Source organism: Bradyrhizobium ganzhouense (assembly GCF_049949285.1).
Classification (GTDB): domain Bacteria; phylum Pseudomonadota; class Alphaproteobacteria; order Rhizobiales; family Xanthobacteraceae; genus Bradyrhizobium; species Bradyrhizobium ganzhouense.
Genome location: NZ_CP181318.1, coordinates 7,090,037 through 7,108,991 on the forward strand (window position 1 = coordinate 7,090,037; position 18,955 = coordinate 7,108,991).

The 18,955-nt window shown below is 64.2% G+C and carries 21 protein-coding genes; 8 read left to right on the top strand and 13 right to left on the bottom strand.

What is annotated here, in order from left to right:
• Window positions 1-2: 2 nt before the first annotated feature.
• The 3 genes from kdpB to ACLFLU_RS32865 form a co-directional block, all read right to left on the bottom strand.
• Complete coding sequence (kdpB, locus tag ACLFLU_RS32855) at window positions 3-2,117, bottom strand: potassium-transporting ATPase subunit KdpB (RefSeq protein ID WP_426408860.1); 2,115 nt, start codon at window positions 2,115-2,117, stop codon at window positions 3-5.
• Window positions 2,118-2,183: 66 nt separating this feature from the next.
• Window positions 2,184-3,887: a potassium-transporting ATPase subunit KdpA gene (kdpA, locus tag ACLFLU_RS32860; protein WP_426408861.1), complete on the bottom strand. Its 1,704-nt coding sequence runs from the start codon at window positions 3,885-3,887 to the stop codon at window positions 2,184-2,186.
• 112 nt (window positions 3,888-3,999) lie between these two features.
• Window positions 4,000-4,089, bottom strand: coding sequence for a K(+)-transporting ATPase subunit F (locus ACLFLU_RS32865; RefSeq protein WP_008133410.1), 90 nt, complete (start codon window positions 4,087-4,089; stop codon window positions 4,000-4,002).
• 452 nt (window positions 4,090-4,541) lie between these two features.
• Here ACLFLU_RS32865 and ACLFLU_RS32870 point away from each other — a divergent pair, with 452 nt between their 5' ends.
• From ACLFLU_RS32870 to ACLFLU_RS32905, 8 genes are all read left to right on the top strand, one after another.
• Window positions 4,542-5,009 (top strand): hypothetical protein, encoded by a 468-nt coding sequence (locus ACLFLU_RS32870; protein ID WP_426408862.1) that lies wholly within the window; start codon window positions 4,542-4,544, stop codon window positions 5,007-5,009.
• Window positions 5,010-5,141: 132 nt separating this feature from the next.
• Window positions 5,142-5,390 carry a hypothetical protein gene (locus ACLFLU_RS32875; protein WP_426408863.1) on the top strand — a complete coding sequence of 83 codons (249 nt, stop codon included), beginning with the start codon at window positions 5,142-5,144 and terminating at the stop codon, window positions 5,388-5,390.
• Window positions 5,391-5,415: 25 nt separating this feature from the next.
• Complete coding sequence (gene dapA / locus ACLFLU_RS32880; protein WP_426408864.1) at window positions 5,416-6,333, top strand: 4-hydroxy-tetrahydrodipicolinate synthase; 918 nt, start codon at window positions 5,416-5,418, stop codon at window positions 6,331-6,333.
• 126 nt (window positions 6,334-6,459) lie between these two features.
• Entirely contained in the window at window positions 6,460-6,651 is a 192-nt protein-coding gene (locus tag ACLFLU_RS32885) for a hypothetical protein (RefSeq protein ID WP_426408865.1), read from the top strand.
• 16 nt (window positions 6,652-6,667) lie between these two features.
• On the top strand, window positions 6,668-7,024 hold the full coding sequence (locus tag ACLFLU_RS32890; RefSeq protein WP_426414122.1) for a hypothetical protein: 357 nt from the start codon (window positions 6,668-6,670) through the stop codon (window positions 7,022-7,024).
• Between the two features lies 1 nt (window position 7,025).
• Complete coding sequence (locus ACLFLU_RS32895) at window positions 7,026-7,154, top strand: hypothetical protein (RefSeq protein ID WP_426408866.1); 129 nt, start codon at window positions 7,026-7,028, stop codon at window positions 7,152-7,154.
• A 156-nt stretch (window positions 7,155-7,310) separates the two neighbouring features.
• Window positions 7,311-7,946, top strand: coding sequence for a uracil phosphoribosyltransferase (gene upp, locus ACLFLU_RS32900; RefSeq protein WP_426408867.1), 636 nt, complete (start codon window positions 7,311-7,313; stop codon window positions 7,944-7,946).
• A 33-nt stretch (window positions 7,947-7,979) separates the two neighbouring features.
• Window positions 7,980-9,548, top strand: coding sequence for an AMP-binding protein (locus tag ACLFLU_RS32905; protein ID WP_426408868.1), 1,569 nt, complete (start codon window positions 7,980-7,982; stop codon window positions 9,546-9,548).
• 7 nt (window positions 9,549-9,555) lie between these two features.
• On the opposite strand, the gene ACLFLU_RS32910 is transcribed toward ACLFLU_RS32905, so the two are convergent.
• The 10 genes from ACLFLU_RS32910 to ACLFLU_RS32955 all read right to left on the bottom strand — a co-directional run bounded on the left by ACLFLU_RS32910 (window position 9,556) and on the right by ACLFLU_RS32955 (window position 18,841).
• The gene (locus ACLFLU_RS32910) at window positions 9,556-10,467 is read right to left on the bottom strand and encodes a flagellin (RefSeq protein WP_426408869.1); all 912 of its coding nucleotides are present in this window, start codon (window positions 10,465-10,467) and stop codon (window positions 9,556-9,558) included.
• A gap of 17 nt (window positions 10,468-10,484) precedes the next feature.
• Window positions 10,485-12,260 carry a flagellar hook-associated protein FlgK gene (flgK, locus tag ACLFLU_RS32915; protein WP_426408870.1) on the bottom strand — a complete coding sequence of 592 codons (1,776 nt, stop codon included), beginning with the start codon at window positions 12,258-12,260 and terminating at the stop codon, window positions 10,485-10,487.
• A gap of 18 nt (window positions 12,261-12,278) precedes the next feature.
• Complete coding sequence (locus ACLFLU_RS32920) at window positions 12,279-12,752, bottom strand: flagellar protein FlgN (protein ID WP_426408871.1); 474 nt, start codon at window positions 12,750-12,752, stop codon at window positions 12,279-12,281.
• A 9-nt stretch (window positions 12,753-12,761) separates the two neighbouring features.
• Complete coding sequence (locus ACLFLU_RS32925) at window positions 12,762-13,022, bottom strand: hypothetical protein (RefSeq protein ID WP_426408872.1); 261 nt, start codon at window positions 13,020-13,022, stop codon at window positions 12,762-12,764.
• Between the two features lie 3 nt (window positions 13,023-13,025).
• Entirely contained in the window at window positions 13,026-14,291 is a 1,266-nt protein-coding gene (gene flgE / locus ACLFLU_RS32930; RefSeq protein ID WP_426408873.1) for a flagellar hook protein FlgE, read from the bottom strand.
• A 31-nt stretch (window positions 14,292-14,322) separates the two neighbouring features.
• Window positions 14,323-14,991: a flagellar hook assembly protein FlgD gene (locus ACLFLU_RS32935; protein WP_426408874.1), complete on the bottom strand. Its 669-nt coding sequence runs from the start codon at window positions 14,989-14,991 to the stop codon at window positions 14,323-14,325.
• Between the two features lie 379 nt (window positions 14,992-15,370).
• Window positions 15,371-15,643, bottom strand: a complete 273-nt coding sequence (locus tag ACLFLU_RS32940; RefSeq protein WP_426408875.1) for a hypothetical protein — start codon at window positions 15,641-15,643, stop codon at window positions 15,371-15,373.
• A gap of 159 nt (window positions 15,644-15,802) precedes the next feature.
• Entirely contained in the window at window positions 15,803-16,243 is a 441-nt protein-coding gene (gene fliS, locus ACLFLU_RS32945) for a flagellar export chaperone FliS (protein WP_426408876.1), read from the bottom strand.
• Window positions 16,243-17,943, bottom strand: coding sequence for a flagellar filament capping protein FliD (gene fliD / locus ACLFLU_RS32950; protein ID WP_426408877.1), 1,701 nt, complete (start codon window positions 17,941-17,943; stop codon window positions 16,243-16,245). The genes fliS and fliD overlap by 1 nt, the downstream gene beginning before the upstream one ends.
• A 73-nt stretch (window positions 17,944-18,016) precedes the next feature.
• Window positions 18,017-18,841 (bottom strand): flagellin, encoded by an 825-nt coding sequence (locus ACLFLU_RS32955; RefSeq protein WP_426408878.1) that lies wholly within the window; start codon window positions 18,839-18,841, stop codon window positions 18,017-18,019.
• Between the last annotated feature and the right edge of the window lie 114 nt (window positions 18,842-18,955).

An 18,955-nucleotide genomic window follows, 5' to 3' on the forward strand; every position in this document is an offset into this window, starting at 1 on the left:
GGTCAAGCCAGGTGCAAGGCGCTCACGACGAGGTCGATCGCCTTGATGCCGATGAAGGGAATGACGATACCGCCGAGGCCGTAAATCAGCAGGTTGCGGCGAAGCAGCGCGCCGGCACCGACCGCGCGATAGGCGACGCCTTTCAGCGCCAGCGGAATCAACCCGATGATGATCAACGCGTTGAAGATGATCGCCGACAGGATGGCGCTCTGCGGGCTCGACAGGTTCATGACATTGAGCACGTTGAGCTGCGGATAGAACGCCAGGAACATCGCCGGGATGATCGCAAAGTATTTTGCGACATCGTTGGCGATCGAGAACGTTGTCAGCGCACCGCGCGTCATCAGCAGCTGCTTGCCGATCTCCACCACCTCGATCAGCTTGGTCGGGTTGGAGTCGAGGTCGACCATGTTGCCGGCCTCACGGGCCGCCTGCGTGCCGGTGTTCATGGCGACGCCGACGTCGGCCTGGGCGAGCGCCGGGGCATCGTTGGTGCCGTCGCCGCACATCGCCACCAGCTTGCCCTTGGCCTGCTCGTCACGGATCAGCTTGAGCTTGTCCTCGGGCGTTGCCTGCGCCAGGAAGTCGTCGACGCCGGCCTCCGCCGCGATCGCGGCCGCCGTCATCGGGTTGTCGCCGGTGATCATGATGGTGCGGATGCCCATGCGGCGTAGCTCGGCAAAGCGCTCGCGGATGCCGCCCTTGACGATGTCCTTGAGCTGGATGACGCCAAGCAGCCTGCCGTCCTTGGCCACCGCCAGCGGCGTGCCGCCGGCCTTGGCGATCTCGTCGGCAATGGTCTGCACCTCGCGGCCGATATCGGAAAGCGCCGCGGGCTGGATTGCGCGCGCCGCATTGCCTGAAGCGGCCGCCAGCGGCGTACCGCCGTTGACATAGTTGAGCATGGCCTCGATTGCGCCCTTGCGGACCGACGTGCCGCCGGCGTCGACGCCGCTCATGCGGGTCTGCGCCGTGAACGGGATGAAGGTCGCCCCGAGTTCGGCCATGTCGCGGCCACGAATGCCGTATTTCTCTTTCGCCAGCACGACGATGGAGCGGCCTTCCGGCGTCTCGTCGGCGAGCGAGGCGAGCTGTGCGGCATCGGCGAGCTCCTGCTCGGTCACGCCGCGCACTGGGCGGAAGGAGGTTGCCTGGCGGTTGCCGAGCGTGATGGTGCCGGTCTTGTCCAGCAGCAGCGTATCGACGTCGCCGGCGGCCTCGACGGCGCGGCCGGACATCGCCAGAACGTTGAAGCGCACCAGGCGGTCCATACCGGCGATGCCGATCGCCGACAGCAGCGCGCCGATCGTGGTCGGGATCAGCGTTACGAACAGCGCGACCAGCACGACCACCGAGATCGAGCCGCCGGCATAGGCCGCATAGCTCGGAATGGTGACGGTGGCGAACACGAAGATGATGGTGAGGCCGGCGAGCAGGATGTTGAGCGCGATCTCGTTCGGCGTCTTCTGCCGCTCGGCGCCCTCGACCAGCTTGATCATGCGGTCGATGAAGGTCGAGCCTTGCGCCGCGGTGATGCGGACGCGGATCCAGTCGGACACCACCTGCGTGCCACCCGTCACGGCCGACCGGTCACCGCCGGACTCGCGGATCACGGGGGCGGATTCGCCGGTGATGGCGGCCTCGTTGACGGAGGCGACGCCCTCGATCACCTCGCCGTCGGAGGGGATGGTGTCGCCGGCCTCGACCAGCACGATGTCGCCGACCTTCAGACTCGTGCCCGGCACGAGCTTGAAGGCCTGGCCGGCGCCGCTCAGGAGCTTGGCCTGGCTCTCGGTGCGGGTCTTGCGCAGCGAATCGGCCTGCGCTTTGCCGCGGCCTTCGGCGACGGCTTCGGCGAAGTTGGCGAACAGCACCGTGAACCAGAGCCAGAGGATGATCTGGAAGGTGAAGGCGAGATTCCCGCCGCCGGTGACGAGGTCGCGGACGAAAATCACGGTGGTGAGTGCGGCCACGACCTCGACCACGAACATCACGGGATTCTTGATCATCAGCCGCGGATCGAGCTTGGTGAAGGACGCGCGGATCGCGGGCACGACGATCTTGGGGTCGAGCATTGCCGAAACGGAAGCGCGTTTTTGCAGTTTCATCGTATCCATGGAGGTCACTCCGAACCAATCAGAAGGCTGGCGATCAGAACACTTGGCGATCAGAACACTTGGCCATCAGAACACTTGGCCGGCGTTCATCGCGAGGTGCTCGACGATCGGGCCGAGCGCGAGCGCCGGGAAGAAGGTCAGGCCGCCGATGATCAGGATCACGCCCACGACCAGGCCGACGAACAGGCCGCCGGTCGTCGGGAAGGTGCCGGCTGACGGCGGGTGGGTCTTCTTGCCCGCAAGCGAACCTGCGATCGCCATCGCCGGGATGATCATGAAGAAGCGACCGACGAACATCGCACTGGCAAGCGTCAGATTGTAGAAGAAGGTGTTGCCGGAGAGGCCCGCGAAGGCCGAGCCGTTGTTGCCGGTCGCCGAGGTGAAGGCGTAGAGCACCTCGGTGAAGCCATGCGGGCCGGCATTCGCCATCGAGGCAACCGCCGCCGGATAGACCACGCCGACCGCAGTCCAGCCGAGATACATCAGCGGCAGCACCAGGATCGCGAGCATGGCCATCTTGACCTCGCGCGCCTCGATCTTCTTGCCGACATATTCCGGCGTGCGGCCGACCATCAGGCCGGCGACGAAGATCGCAAGCACGACGAACAGCAGCATGCCGTAGAGGCCGGCGCCGACGCCGCCGATGATGATCTCGCCGAGTTGCATATTGATCAGCGGGATCATGCCGCCAAGCGCAGTGAAGCTGTCATGCATGGCGTTGACCGCGCCGCATGACGCGGCCGTCGTGACAACAGCAAAGAGCGAAGACGCCACAATGCCGAAGCGGACCTCCTTGCCTTCCATGTTGCCGCCGGTCAGGCCGAGCGCCTGGAGCGTCGAGGTGCCGTTGGCTTCCGCCCAATAGGTGACGGTGACGCCCGCGACGAACAGCACGCCCATCACGGTCAGGATCGCCCAGCCCTGACGCTGATTGCCGACCATGCGGCCGAACACGTTGGTCAGCGACGCACCGATCGCGAAGATCGATAGCATCTGCACGAAGTTCGACAGCGCCGTCGGGTTTTCGAAGGGATGGGCCGCATTGGCATTAAAGAAGCCGCCGCCATTGGTGCCGAGCATCTTGATCGCGACCTGCGAGGCGACCGGGCCGACCGCGATGGTCTGCTTGGCGCCTTCGAGCGTGGTGGCCTCGACATAGTCGCCGAGCGTCTGCGGCATGCCCTGCGAAATGAGAAACAGCGCGTAGACGACGCAGATCGGCAGCAGCACATAAAGCGTGGTGCGGGTGACGTCGACCCAGAAATTGCCGACGGTGCGCACCGACGCGCGGGAGAAGCCGCGGATCAAGGCGACGGCGAGCGCGATGCCGGTGGCCGCCGACAGGAAATTCTGGTGCGTCAGGCCGACCATCTGCACGAGATAGGAGATCGTGCTCTCGCCGCCGTAGTTCTGCCAGTTGGTGTTGGTGATGAAGGAGATTGCGGTGTTGAAGGAGAGGTCTTCAGCGACCGCGCCCTGCCCCGCCGGATTGAAGGGCAGCACGGCCTGCAAGCGCATCACGCCGTAGATGATGAGGAAACCACCGACATGGAACAGCAGCATCGCGACCGTGTAGGTCAGCCAATGCTGCTCGCGCTTCTCGTCGACGCCGGAGATCCAGTAGATGCCGGCCTCGATCGGACGCAGCACCGGCGAGAGAAATGTCTTCTCGCCGTTAAAGACGCGCGTCATGTACCAGCCAAGCGGCTTTGTGAGCGCGACAATGATAACGCAGAAAAGAATGATCTGGAGCCAACCGATCACAGTCATGGCATTAACCCTTCAGGCTTGATGTCCGGCGCAACAGCTGCAGGAGCACCACAAGCAGGCAGCCGACGAGCGCAGCGTCCGCCAGCAGCAATTCGACAAGCAGGAGCACGGCTCAGAACCGCTCCGGCCGCAACAGCGCATAAGTGAGATAGATGAGGAGGCCGAACGACACGGTGCCGGCAAGCGCATAATCGAAGATCATGGTTCGCTCCTTCACAGCCGTTCGCAGGCGTAGGTGTAGCCGATCGCAAGGGCAAAGAAGCCAAAGCCCAGCGCTAGCATCAGAATGTCCATCATGGGATTGCTCCTCGTTGCGTCCCTCTATCGGAAGCAACACTTTCTCGGGGACCCGGCGGAGCTCGTGGAGGGACGCGCAACGTATTTCCACGACCCCAAACGGGACTTTTGACCGTGCTGAAGTGCCACCACGGGCATAGGTTTTCGAGACGAAGGCTATGGCGAAGTTATAGGAATCTCATAAAGGGGCCGGGGCGACGGCGGAGACGTAGGCAACACATTGCGCTCCTCATCGCCCCCCGCCCTCTTATGAAATCTTTATATCTCCCGTCCCCTTCCCATCTCGTTTTCCAATGCCCTTCCCGCCATCCTGAAGAGGCCGGCCGACTGACCGACGCCAATTCCAGGAGGCCTGAGATGACCGTCGCTTTCGGACACTATGATCCTCCCTCCCTCGGCGACCGCTTGCGCAATGCGCAGGGCATGACGCGCTCGTTGATGCTCGAGGTCATCGACAAGGCCTGCCGTCGCTTTCCCTCGCTCGGACAGACCGAGCGCACCGCGCGCCTCATGCGCCTGATCGACGCGGAGGCCTGGGCCGACGCTGCGCTTGCGTTGATGGAGCTCGAACTGCCACTGTGGCATGTCCGCCGTATCGCCTATGACGAGGGCGAATGGCATTGCGCGCTCTCGCGTGAACGCGAGCTGCCGGATTGGCTCGACGCCGCTGTCGAGGGATGCCACGGCGACTTCGCGATCGCGCTGCTGTCGGCTTTCGTCGAAGTCCAGGCGTTGGCCGTGGAAGCGTCTCGACCGAGTGTTCCCACCGTGCGTCCCGCCCCCGACCCGTTCTACGAACCGGTCGGCTGCGAGAATTTCAGCTGAACGCGAAGCTTATGGCGCTCCTATGAGATCGCCGCGCGCCCTCTCTCGAAATCCTATCCATTGAAAAAGATATTGATGCGGCGGTTGCGGGACGGGATCCCGCCGGCCGCATCAATTGGAAGGACTAAATCCGTGAAACTCGTCGAACCTCCCTCGTGCAGCTCACCCTCCAGCATCGTCTTCATCGGCAAAAACCATCGAGGCCAATGGATCGCGCAAGAGCAGAATGGCCTCTATGGCGGCCTGTTCGTCAGCCGCGCCCAGGCCATCAAATACGCCCTGTTCGAGAACGGACAGCACCCCGAGACCATCGTCGAGCTGCCACGCGAGATCGAGCTCGACATGGGTCAACACCCCGACCTCTCGCAACGCGCCGCCTGAGCCGGCCGCATTCGGCGAGCAAGCCATGTTCATTCCTCCCTCAGCCTGGTTCACCGGCTTCATTCCGGATCTGCCGACGCCGTTCGACGCAGCTGACACGATCGACCTCAAGGCGCTCGCCGCACTCTGCGAGCGCCAGGTCGCGGCCGGCGTTCCCGCGCTCGTGGTCTGCGAGACGGCGGGCGAGGCACCGACACTCTCGCCCGCCGAGCAGGAACTCGTTATTCGCACCGCAGTCGACGTCGTCCGCGGCCGGTCGCGGGTCATCGCGGGCGCGATGTCGAATGCCACCGGCCGCGCCATCGAACTTGCGCGGCGCGCAGAGGCGGCGGGCGCCGATGCCATCATGGCGGTGGTGCCCGCCTACAACAAGCCGATGCAGGAGGGGATGCTCGCGCATTTCCGCACCATTGCCGGCTCAACCGGACTGCCGGTGATCCTGCACGACGTTCCCTCCCGCACGCTGCGCCCGCTCGCCGACGAGACGCTTTTGCGCCTCGTCGAGTCTCGCCAGTTCGTCGGCCTGCGCGATGGCGGCGGTGACATTACCCGCCCGATGCGGCTGAACCGACTGCTGCCAGCCGGCTTTCGGCTGCTGTCCGGCGAGGACGCTACCAACTTCGGCTATATCGCCGGCGGCGGCGACGGAGCGATCTCGGAAGTTTCCAACATCGCACCGGATCTGTGCCGGACGATCTTCTCGCAGATCAGGCAGGGTCGCCTGCAAACCGCGCGCTATCTGCACAGGCGCCTCGTCCCGCTGATCGCCTGCCTCTCGCGGGAAAGCCCGGCTGCGCTCAAATACGCGCTAAGTGTGCTCGGCCTGATATCGGCGGATACTCGGCTGCCGATCGTGCCGCTGGACGCAGCCGCGCAGAGAGAGGTGGTTAGGGCCTTCGCCGCCATCGCCGACGAGGAGCTGATCGACAACGTTGGCGCGTAGGACGCGCCCTTATGGCGCTCCTATACGACAGTGCTGGCGCCCGTCTCGCATTCCTATGCTGCGATGCTCATCATGAGAAGCAGATTGGGGCGCCTGTCTCGTCGCCCCACGGCAAGGACCTCTGACATGTCGATGCTGACACATGGCTTTGAATGGTCTTTCAACTGGGCCGAACGTTCGGCGCGGATCTCGAGTGAACGCAAGGCCCAACTCGAGCGCGCGGCGATGCGAGCGCTAACGGTGCTCACGATGGGCAGCGTGCTCACTGCGCTCATCGCGCTGAAGACTGCCATCTATGTCTGGCATCTCCACGCCTGAGGCCTCGGTGACCATCATGACTTTGCAGATGTGTGAGGAGGCCGCCATGGCCGCAATTGCTCTTCAAGCCACCCATCGCCAGCCGCCGCAAGCGCCGGTGGCGGAACTCAGGCCGCTCGATCCCGATGTGATCAGCGACGCCATTCCTGCCTTTTTTATCGGCCGCAACCGGGCCGGCCTCTGGGTCGCCCGCGAGGCGCATGGACGCATCGGTGGCCTGTTCCTGTTCAAGAGCTCGGCGGTCGATTTCGCCCACCGTCAGAGCCGGCCTGTGCGGTGCGCGCTGGTGTTCCCCGCCGAGACCTTCGAGCTCGACATCGAGAACCGCGGCAATCCGCTGATCGTATTGGTCTCACGATTGCTGAGGGGCTAGCGTGCATTTCCTCAAAGGACATCTCGAGCACGCGGTCACCACGACCATCCTGACCATGACGCTCAGCCTGATCTGGGGCGGGGTCCTGACCATCGTCATCACGCTCGTCGCGCGCGGGCTCGGCGTCTAGACTTCACGGCGATCGACCGCGAATTGACCATGGCTGCCTACGAGGCGAGCAACCGGGCGCGAACGGCGGTCGCACGGCCCGGCTAGGCCGCCCCTCCTCTGCGGAAAACGCCCGGCCGATCTGGCGCAGTTTCGTGGAACCGTGTAGATCGGTTTCATGAGCACAAGCAGCGTCAACGTCGTCGCCCACCCCCTGGTCCAGCACAAGCTCTCCCTGATGCGGGAGAAGGACCGCTCGACCAAGAGCTTTCGCGAAATCCTGAACGAGATCGGGATGCTGCTCGGCTACGAGGTGACGCGCGACCTGCCACTGGAGCTGGTCGAGATCGAGACGCCGATCTCGCCGATGCAGGCGCCGAAGATCGCCGGCAAGAAGCTCACGCTGGCGCCGATCCTGCGCGCCGGCGTCGGCTTCCTCGACGGCATGCTGGCGCTGATGCCCTCGGCGCGCATCGCCCATATCGGGCTCTACCGCGATCCCGAGACCTTGCAGGCCGTGGAATATTACTTCAAGGCGCCGCAGGACCTGTCCGACCGCACCGTGATCCTGATGGATCCGATGCTGGCAACCGGCAATTCGGCCTGCGCCGGCGCCTCGCTGCTCAAGGACCGCGGCGCCCGCGACATCCGCTTCGTCTGCCTGCTGGCCGCGCCCGAGGGCATTGCGAAGTTCCAGAGCGAGCATCCCGACGTGCCGATCTGGACCGCGGCGATCGATGAACGCCTCAACGACCACGGCTACATCGTGCCGGGCCTGGGCGATGCCGGCGACAGGATGTTCGGCACCAAGTAGACAGGTTTGCGCGATCGGGCTACTTCGGTTGCCATGCACGCCGACGATGTTTCACTGCAATCGCTGATCGGATCGGAGACCGCTGCCGATCCCGCCTTCGTGTTCGACGGCACGCCCGTCTCGCGCGCGGAGTTCTCAGGGATGGTCGAGCAGACCACGGCCTGGCTCGCCGCGCAGGGTATCGGCAAGGGCGACGTGGTCGCGGTCTGGCTGGTCAACCGGATCGAATGGATCACGCTGCTGTTCGCCGCCGCCCGGCTGGGTGCGGTCATCGCCGCCGTCAATACGCGCTACCGCAGCGCGGAAGTCGCGCATCTCCTCAAATTGTCGGGCGCCAAGCTGCTGGTGGTCGAGGCAGCGTTCCGCTCGATCGATTTCGCTTCCATTCTCTCCGACATCGCCAAAGACGAGGTGCCCGCGCTGCAAAAGCTCGCGGTCGTCGGCGCGGATGCGATCCCCGCGCAATGGCCCTGCATTCGCTTCGACGCGTTCGACCAACCCTATCCACCGACTCCCACCCAGGATGACGTCGACCAGCCGGTGCTGCTCTACACCACATCCGGCACGACCAAGGGACCCAAGCTCGTCGCGCACTCGCTGCGAACGCTGGCGACCCACGCCAACGCCGTTGCCGCGGCGCTCCGGCTCTCGCCGGAGCGTCATTCGCTGCTGGCGATGCTGCCGTTCTGCGGCACCTTTGGCATGACGAGCCTGCTTGGCTTCATCGCGGCCGGCGCGACCGTCCACGTGCTCGACGCCTTCGAGGCGGCACCGGCGCTGAAAATTCTCAGCGAGCACAAGATCACGCACGCCTTCGGCTCCGACGAGATGTTCCGCCGTATCCTGGCGCTGACCGACGCGCAGCGGCCCTTCCCGCATCTCGAAGTCTGCGGCTTCGCCGCATTCCAGCCCGGTTGGCGCGAACTGGCTGCGGAGGCGGAGGCGCGGGGCCTGCCGCTATTCGGCCTCTACGGCTCGAGCGAGGTGCAGGCGCTATTCTCGATCGCCCGTCCCAGCGACGCCTTCGCCGATCGCATCGAGGGCGGCGGATGGCCGATGTCCCCCGAGGCGAAGGTCCGCGTGCGCGACACCGAGACCGGCGAGCTAGCAGCGGAAGGGGTCTCCGGCGAGATCGAGATCAGCGCGCCGTCATGCTTCCTCGGCTATTTCAACAACCCCGATGCGACGCTCGATGCAATCACCGCGGACGGCTTCTTCCGCACCGGCGACATCGGCCGGCTTCGCGGCGGCGCCTTCGTCTATGAGACCCGCGCGGGGGATGCGATGCGGCTCGGCGGCTTCCTGGTCGCCCCCGGCGAGATCGAGGACGAGCTCAAATCCTGTGCCGGCGTCGCCGATGCGCAGGTCGTCGCGGTGGACCTGAAGGGCCAGGCGCGCTGCGTCGCCTTTGTCATTCCGGCCGGCACTTCGCCGCAACAGGAGGTGCTGACGGCCCGCCTGCGCGAGCGGCTGGCCAGCTACAAGATTCCGGCGCGGATCTATGTCGTGGACGCCTTCCCCGTGACCGACAGCGCCAACGGCGTCAAGATCCAGCGCGCCCGGCTTCGCACCATGGCGATGGAGCGGATCGCGGCCGAATAGGCGTCACCTATTTCAGATAGCTCGCGAGATTCATGCCGAGGATCTTGGACATCGCCGAATAGGAGGCGGTGAGCTGTGCCTGGTAGGTCGAGAGCTGCGCGGTGATGGCGGCGACATCGACGCCGGTGAGGTCGTTCGACAGGCTCTCGGCATAGCTCTTGTAGTCGGTCTGTTGCGTGCTCGCCGACTCGATCGAGGACGCCGAACTTGAGAGCTTTGCCTGCACCGCCGCGGTATCATCGAGCGCCGTGCTGGCGAGGTCGAGCGCGCTGGAGATATCCGAGGATGACAGCGAGGTGCTGTTGGCCACGAACTTCAGCACGCGCATCACCTTCTCGAACGCCGAATTGCCGGCGGTCACGCCATAGGACACGGTGTCATCGGCGGCGACGCGCACCGAGGCAATCTCGTCATCGCCCTTGTAGTAGCTGGTATCCGCCGTGGTGGTGGAGCCCGTCCCCGACGAAAAGCTGGTGAGGTCGGCCGGCGCCATGTCCGTCTTGCCGCCGCCAAAGACATACTGGCCGTCATACTGCGTGTTCATCAGCGAGCCCATCTGCTCCAGCATCTGCTGGGCTGAAGAGATCACCGAATTCGTTTCGGTCGAGCTACCGGTCGAGGCCGCGCTGAGCTGGGAGCGGAGCTGCGTGATGATGTCCGTCATCGAGCCGACGGCCGAATACATCACCTGAACCTTGCTGTCGGCGAGCGTGGCCGCATCGATATAGGACTGCGCACGCGTCACGGAGACCTGGAGATTGACGACATGCTGCGCGTTCGAGCCATAGCCGCCGTAATCGGTCGACAGCACACCCGACGATTCCTGGACCTGCTCGTTGGCCATCACCGACTCCACGCGCATGGCGTCGGCGATCATCTTGCTCGACTGCGCGAAGGTGGCGATCCGCATCGCGACCATGGGCCTGCTCCTGCGCTTTAGGACGACTGCACGGCGGTTATGAGTGCCGTGTACATGCTGTTGATGGCCGAGATCAGCGCGGAGGCGGCCGAATACTGGTTCTGGAGCGTGCTCAGATTGGCCGATTCCTCGTCGAGATTGACACCCGACTGCGACGACAGCGAGCTCGCATAGGTCGACTGCGCGGTCTCCTTGGCGGTGTAATTGGTGGACGCCTGCGAGGACTTGCTCGCGACATCGGCCACGATGGTCGAGGCATAATCGGCAAACGAACCAGTGGTGGCGGCGAGCCCCCCGGTGGAAGAAAACGTCCGCGAGGCCGTCAATGCGCTGTAGAGCGCATTGACCACGGTCGCCGATCCCGACGTCAGCACGCTGCTGCCGACCGTAAGGCTCGACGAGGAATCCAGCGTGGCGAGCTGCAGCTCGTTGGTGCCGGACAGGATGCTGCTGTTGACCGCAACATCCGACGCGCTTGTTCCGGTCACGAGGTCGTTGAGGCCAAAATAGTCGGAGAATCCCTCGCTCGAGCTGCCGACCGAACTGGTCATCTCATTGATGGCGACGCCGTTGCCCGAGCCTGTCGCCGTGATCGAGAGATGGCCGTTCGCATCGACCGACGCCGACATCCCGGAAATGCCATTGATGGCGGTGACGAGATCGCCGACCGTGGAATAGGACGACAGGTCGAGATCGCTGTAGGAGACCAGATTGCCGCTCTGGTCGGTCACGGCAAGGCGCACCGTGCCGGTGGCGGACAGCGCCGTGCTGCTGGTGACGCTGGTCGTGCCGGTCAGGGTCGTGGGCGCCGGCACCGAGGAAGCGCTGTTCGAGACGGTGTTGACCGCGGAAGCAAGCTGCGTTGCGAGCTGATCGAGCTGCGACTGCGCCGCCGGCAGGGTCTTGTCGCGGAGCGTGATGAGTCCGCCGATGCTTCCGCCAGTGATCTGGGAGGTGATGTCGACCCCGTTCACCGTGATCGCGCTGAAGCCGCTCGACGAGGAGCCGGCGGTGTAAGTCGTCGACGACGACACGTTGGCGGCAGCGGTATAGCTGATCTTGTGGGCAGAGCTGTCGACCAGCGCCTGCCCTGTCGTCGTATAAACCTGGAGGTCACCGTTCGACGCGGTGTAGTAGCTGACGTTCATCTTCGAGGCCACGTCCTGGAGCGCGGTGTTGCGCTGGTCCTCCAGGTCTGCGGTCGACTGGCCGGCCGCCGCCGTCTGCTTGATCTCCGCGTTCAGATCCGCGATGTTCTGCAAGTCCGTATTGACGCCGTCGATCGAGGACGAGATGTCCTGGTCGGCATTGGAGCGAAGCTTCTGGATGCCGCTCGAGGTCTCGCGCAACTGGCTGGTGACGTTGTCGAGCGCGCTGACGACGTTGGATTGCAGCGAGGCGCTGCTGGGCGTGCTCGCCAGCGACGACAGCGCCGATTCCAGCGAGGCGATGCTGTTGGCGAGCGACGTCCCGGTCGACGAACTGCTGGTGCTGCTGGTCGAGCCGTAAAGCTTTTCCAGCGACGTCAGATAGGTGTTCGTCGTGTCCGCCGCGCCGAGGTCAGAGGTCGCACTGACAAGCGATTTCAGCAGGAGCTTGTCGACCGTCGAGGTGATGCCCGTCACCGTGACGCCGGTGCCGACGCCGTTGGTGACGCTGCTCGACTGGTTCGCGGTCTTCTTCGTATAGCCCGTCGTGTCGGCGTTCGAGATGTTCGACGACGTCACGCTGATCTGGACCGACGTGGACGACAGGCCACTGAAGGCGATCGATCGTGCGATGTCGAGTGACACGGCGGGCTCCTTGAGGCGTCAGGCGCTGCGGCTGGTGCAGCTGGAGACGGCGCGCGCTGCAACGCGGCCAGAGGCGCCGTAGGGCGACACCGCCGCGATCTGCTCGCGGATCGCCTGCATGACGGCCTCGATTCGGCGATTGCTGGCCTCGATCGCCGCGCGCAGGCGCACCAGATTTTCGTCCATCGCCGCGCGCAGCTTCAGGATCCGCTCCAGCAGCTGCTCACGCAGGATCCGGTCCCGGACATTCAGGGTGGTCGTGCCCGCCGCGCATTCGGCGACGGTCCGCTCGAAGATTTCCGCCAGGCGGTTTTTCTCGTCGACCTGCTTCAGGCGTGAGGCCGGCAACCCTTTGGCGAGCTCGGCATTCTCTTCCGCGACCAGCGCGGTCAGGACGTCGATCAGTCCGATCAGCGACTTGATCCGGGCGTCGCCATTTGCGGCGTTGGTCCGCGTGGCTAGGCTATTGGCTTGGGCTACACTCATGGTCATCGCCTTCTTCTAACTATGCCGTTTGCCGCGATGGACTTGCGAGTTGCGCAGGTAAGCGCCGATCGCGGCCGTCCTGACGGTCGCCTGTCTCATCTCGCCCTCGACCTCTGCGCATTCCTTCAACAGGCCGCGGCGGGTCGTCTCGAGATCGTCGAGCAAGGCAAGCAGCTGCTTGTCGTCATTGCCCTTCACGGTTGCGGCCCGTGCCACCAGCCGTCGCAGCCGGCGCAACAGCGCTTCTCCGGCGGCTTTGGCCTCCTCGCTGCGCATCGCTCACCTCATCGCCGAGATCAGGGTGTCGTACATCTTGCTGACGGTGGAGATGACCTGGGAGGCGGCCGAATAGGCCTGCTGCGCCGAGATCATGCTCGAGAACTGGCTGGAGGTGTCGGTGGTCGAGGATTCCAGCTCGCTGCCGTAGATCGTGCCCGCGCCGTTCTCGCCCGAGGCCTGCAACGCGGCATTCCCCGACGTCACCGTCGCGGAATAGAGGCCGTCGCTGGCGGCCGAAAGCCCGGTTGGATCGGCAAAGGTCGCCACTGCGATCTTGTAGATCGCGATGGTCTGGCCGTTGGAATAGGTCGCGTCGACCACGCCGTTCTTGCCGATCGCAATGCTGGACAGCTTGCCGTAGGACAAGCCATCCGAGCTGATGCTGGTGACGTTGACGGTGGGCGTGGTCTCGCCGGAGGCGTATTGGGTCAGGCCGTCGGTCTTGCCGGCGGTGCCGAGATTCATGGTGATCGTGCTGTCCGTCGCCCCGTCGGTCCAGCCCGTCACCTTGACGGTTGCCGGGCTTGGGCTGGTGCTGGCAAGCGAGCCGTCGCTGTTGAAGGTGATCGCGATCGTCCCCGAAGCCGTGCCCGTCGCGGTCGTGGTACTCGAGGTCGAGGTAGGATTGGCGAAGCTCGCGCTCCAGGTGTTGGTCGCGGTCTTGGTCCAGGTGACCTGCATCGAGTTCGCAGCACCGAGCGAATCGTAGACGGTCATCGAGCTGGTATAGGTGTCACCGGTCGCGGCATCCGAGGGCAAATTGGCCGCAATCGTGGTCTTGGTGGTGGCGCTGCCGCTGGTCGAGGCGACCTGGGTATTGATGGCCTGGAGGTTGCTCGCCGATTCGTTGCCGACGACGTTGCCGTTCGCATCGGTGCGCCATCCCTCCAGGTAACTGCCGTTGTTCTCGAGATAGCCGGCGTTGTCGGTCGAAAAGGCACCGTTGCGCGTATAGGACGTGGTGCCGCCCGACGTGGCGCTGGTCACGACGAAGAAGCCCGAGCCCTGGATCGCGACGTCGGTGGCGTTCGAGGTCGCGGCGAGCAGGCCTTGCTGGGTGATGTTGGCCCGGCCCGAGACGGTGACGCCGCCCGAGGCATAGGAGGTCGCGTTGCTCGATGCGGTAACGAGGTCATCGAACATCGCAGACGTCGTCTTGTAGCCCGTCGTGCTGGTATTGGCGATATTGTCGCTGATCATCGACAGGGACTGGCTCTGCGCGCTGAGCGCCGAGATCGCCGAGGACAATGCACCTGTGAGACTCATGATGACACTCCGGAGAATTCGGGACGAAGGATCAGGACGTGACGCCGATGATGTCGGCGGCGCTGACGGAGACGCCGTTCACGGTCAGCGATGGCGTGGAAGTGGAGGTGTCGATGCCGGTCACCGTGCCGGAGATGGTGGTGTAGTTGAGCACCGAGTTGCCGGCGGAATCCGTCGCGGTCACCGAGATGGTGTACTGGCCGCCGTTGGTGAGCTGGGTGCCGCTGGAATTTTTACCGTCCCAGGTAAAGGTGTTGGATCCGGAATTGCCGGTCCCGGTGCCGGTGTAGACGGTGTTTCCGGAGGAGTCCTTGATGGTGATCGCGACGTCAGAAGCGGCCGAGGACAGCGAATAGCCGAACGTCGCCGAGCCGTTGCTCAAGGTCGACGTGTCGGTCTTCGCCTCGACGGTGTGACCGATATAGTTGACCGAGTTGAGAGTCACGAGGCTCGAGAAGGAGCTGGAGAGCGACGTCAGGTTGGAATTGATCGACTGCTGCTGGCTGAAATTGGCGTAAGACGTGAGCTGATTGATGAAGTCGGTGGTCGAGGTCGCGTTCAGCGGGTCCTGGTTCTGAAGCTCGCTGACCAGCAGGCTCAGGAAATCGCTCGAGGTCAGCGTCGAACTGGACGAGGTGCTCGACGATGACGATGTCGTCGTGGTCGCAGTCGTTGCAGAACTCGTTGCGGAAACGGTCATCAGAAACTCCGGCTTTCTCGCGCAGCCGGCGACAACAATGTCGGTCAGCGCGCTTGAAATCTGTGTGCTGATGAAACGCGTGGGCGTGCGGATTCAGGCGCGGATTCACTGGCGCGGAAATCGCATTCGATTAGGCAAAAACTGCCGCGTGGAAGCGCGAGAAGCGCAATGGTGTTGGACTGAGTTGCTGCCGCGCAGACGCTGCGCTCCCTCGCCCCGCTTGCGGGGAGAGGGTTGGGGTGAGGGGGAGTCTCCACGGGGACGGAGACAGTTAGACTTGCGGAGAGTCCCCCTCACCCGGATTGCATCTTCGATGCAATCCGACCTCTCCCCGCACGCGGGGAGAGGTAAGGAGAGCAATCATTTCAGAAGGAGCCGCTCAGCTCTCCGCTGTCTCGCCTTCGGTGCGCGGCTCGGCGGCATCGTTCTTCATTTTCGATGCGGCTGCAACGATGCGGTCGGCGAAGCCTCCGGGTGCTCGCACCGGAGGTGCGGCGAGTGCGCGGCGCAAGGCACGGGCCTCGTCCAGCAGGGCTTGGGCGGCGGAGGAACGCGTCAGCAGCTCTTCGGCAGGCAAGCGCCGGTCGTCGGGCCAGACCGAGAGATCCTCGCCCAGCCTGTCGATCAGTTCCTCAAACTCGGTGACGTCCATCGCCCGCCGATCCCGCCTCGGTCAGGCCCGTCATAAAGCATTGCAGGCGCGGCGGAAACCGGATTTGCGCGGTGTCCCGCACCAAAACCGCCCCCGGACTTGCCGAAAGCGGCCGAAACCACGGCCGGGCGAGCGGCGGCTCCGTTCGGGATCGAAGCGCTAACGGCTTGCCTGGCCCTTGCAGGACGAATCAGCGGGCGCGGTTCTGGCGCTCCGCATCGTTGCGTCGACGGACTCCCAGGCCTCGCGCAGCTCGGCCAGCCCGGCGATGATCCGCCGAAAGCTCTCGCGTGCATGCGGACGGCCATAGGCCTTCAGGCTCGCCAGGATGAGCGAATTGTAGGTCTGGAACAGACGCTCGGCCACCGCTCCGCCCTTGGCGAAGTCGAGATTGTGGCTGAGGCCACGCAAAATCGCGGTCGCCTTCATCAGGTGCTCGTGCCCCTCCTCGAAGCGCCGCGCCTCCTGCGCGGACAGCGCCTTTTGAAGGAAGGTGATCGCGCCGCCAAGCAGCATCGAGATCGCCTTCAGCGGCGGCACGCTGGTTGCCGCGCCCCGATAGGCCTGGTTGGCCATGTACGCCATCGGATTATGCATCATCAACCACTCGAGCTGGAGTTAAGCAAGGCTTTGAGATAGGTCAGCGTGTTGTTGGCGCTTTCGATAGCGGCCTGGTACTTCGCGTACTGCGTCTGCAACTGCGACTGGTAGGCCGACGCGGCGCTGTCGATATCGTCGACCTGCTGCTGAAGTGTGCTGTCGCGGTCGGTCAGGTTCGTGATCAGCGTCTGCAACGCGCCCGAGCTCGACGAATAATTCTTGGCGATCTGGTAGACCTGCGTGGCAAGGCCCGAGGTCGAGGTCACAGTGATCGACTGCGACGTCGAGCCCGAATAGGTGAAGGCCATGCCGGCATAGGCCGTTCCGGCATTGCCGATGATCGTGGTGCCGCTGACCGTGAACAGCGAGGAATCGCCGCCGACCGAGGCCGAGGACAGGTTACCGGAGGAATCGACCGTCAGGTCCAGGCTGAAGGATTGCGGCGACGTTCCGGTGTTGACGACGGTGAGCTGGCTCGACGAGGTCTTGGTCTGCGCCGACAAGAGCGTGGTGACCCCGCTCAGATTTGTGCTCAGGATATTCGATAGCGTCGAGGTGTCGAGCTCGAGCTCGTTCTTGTCGTTGAAGGACAGGCCGAGGTCGGCCATGGTGAGGCCGCCGACCGTGCTGTTCATGGCATTCTGGAGCGCGTCCATGATGTCGCGCATGGTCCCGTCGCCGAACAGGACCGCGCTGGACGAGGCCGTGCCATCGGAATTTGTCGCCTGCTGTGCGATGACCGCATCGCGATAAGCGTTGTAGTTGGTGACGAAGGTCGTGAGTGCCGATGTGATCTGGCTCGTATCCGTCCCGATGCTGATGTTCAGCGTCGAGCCGCTCGTCGTCGCCTGCAACAGGTTGAAGGTGACGCCGGTCAGCACGTCGGTGATGTCGTTGGTATCCCGGGTCATCGAGATGCCGTCGAGACTGAATTTGGCGGCCTGCGACGTCTGAAGCACATCGGAAAATGCGCCGGAGCTGTCGGTCACGCCAAGCTTGTTCAGGATGTCATTGCCGGACGTGCTCGAATAGGAGATGTCGGCGGCATCCTCGGTCCCCGTCAACACCATTTCGTAAGACCCGCTCGACACCTGGACGATCGAAGCCTGCACATTGGTGGTCGAGGTCTGGGCGTTGATGGTGTCGACGATGTCTTGCAGCGACATCGTGCTCGTCACGCTGATACTTGCAGTGCTGCCGCTGCCGAGCCCGAGCGAAAATGTTCCGGAATAGCCGAGGGCTGTGGTTTCACTTGATTGCGTGGTGCCGGCCACCTTCTGCGCGGTCGCGATCTGGCTGATCGTCAGTGTGTGGTCGCCGGTCGCCGCGCCATTGTTGACGGACATGGAGAGCGCGGAGGACGCGCTCACGTCACCGGTCGAGCTGAGGGTCGCCGAGCGGGTCGCAAAGACGTTGGTGGCCAGCGAATTGACGACGGATGTCGCGAGCGAGGACAACCCGCTCGACAGCGTCGAGAGGTCGGTCTGGAGCGTCTGGTAGGCGGAGACCTTGGCTTCGTTGTTGGTGATCGTGGTCGAGATCGTGGTCGCCTGGGTGAGCTTGGCGTTCACCGCCGCCGTGATCAGCGCGCTCCAGTCGACACTGGTCGACGTGGTGGTACCGGTCGTGGTGACCGAAGAGCTGCTCGATGCGGTCGAGCTTGTGCTTGCAGTGCTGGTGCTCGAACTGACGCTGGTCACTTTGCTGCTCGATCCGTCGCGTGGAGGACCGGGCCGGCGTCACGCCGGCCCGGTGATCGTTAAGCCAAGCGCCTTAGCCGAGGAGCTTGAGCAGGTACTGCGGCATCTGGTTGGCGGCGGATTCCGCCGACACCGCGGCCTGGGTCTTCACTTCGGCCGAAGACAGCGTGGCCTGCTCGGACGCAATATCCACGTCCTTGATCGCCGAATTCGCGGATTGCAGGTTCTGGGTCTGGGTCGAGATCGAGTCGGACGAGAAGTTGAACCGCGATTCCTGCGCGCCGATGCTGGCGCGGGCGGCCGAAACCGTGTCGATCGCGGTATCCAGCACGCTAAGCGCCGATGCCGCATCCGACAGCGAGCTGACGTCGAGCGAGGACACGCCGAGCGAGGACGAGGTCAGGCTGGCCAGCTTGATGGTGATGGTATCCGAGCCGGAAGAGCCGACCAGCACCGAGACGCCGGAGGAGAACACGCTGGAGCCGTCGAGCAGGCTCTGGCTGGAATAGCGCGTGCCGGTCGAGATCGAATCGATTTCGCTCGTGAGCTGCGAGAATTCCGAGTTGATATAGGCGCGGCTGGAGTCGGTGGTGGTGCCCGAGGCCGACTCGGAGGCCAGCGACTTCATGCGCGCCAGGATGTCGGAGATGTTCGAGGCGCCGCCGTCAGCGGTCTGGAGGATCGAGGTCGCCTGCGAAGCGTTGGTCGCGGCCTGCTGGAGCGTGGTGACGTCCGACGAGATGCGGGTGGAGATCGCGAGGCCGGCGGCGTCGTCGGAGGCCGAAGTGATGCGCGAGCCGCTCGACAGCTTGGCGAGGGCGCTGCTCTCCTGCGCCGAATTGATGTTGAGGTAGCGGACCGCGGAGTTCGCCGCGGTATTGGTAGAAATTGCAGGCATTGGAAACTCCTGTGCTGATGGGCAAGCGTGCCGCATCGTTGAAGACGATTGACGACGCAGACCGCAGCCCCGTCCGTTCGCTCAAACGGTGGAGCGCAAGGAGATCAGGCGCGA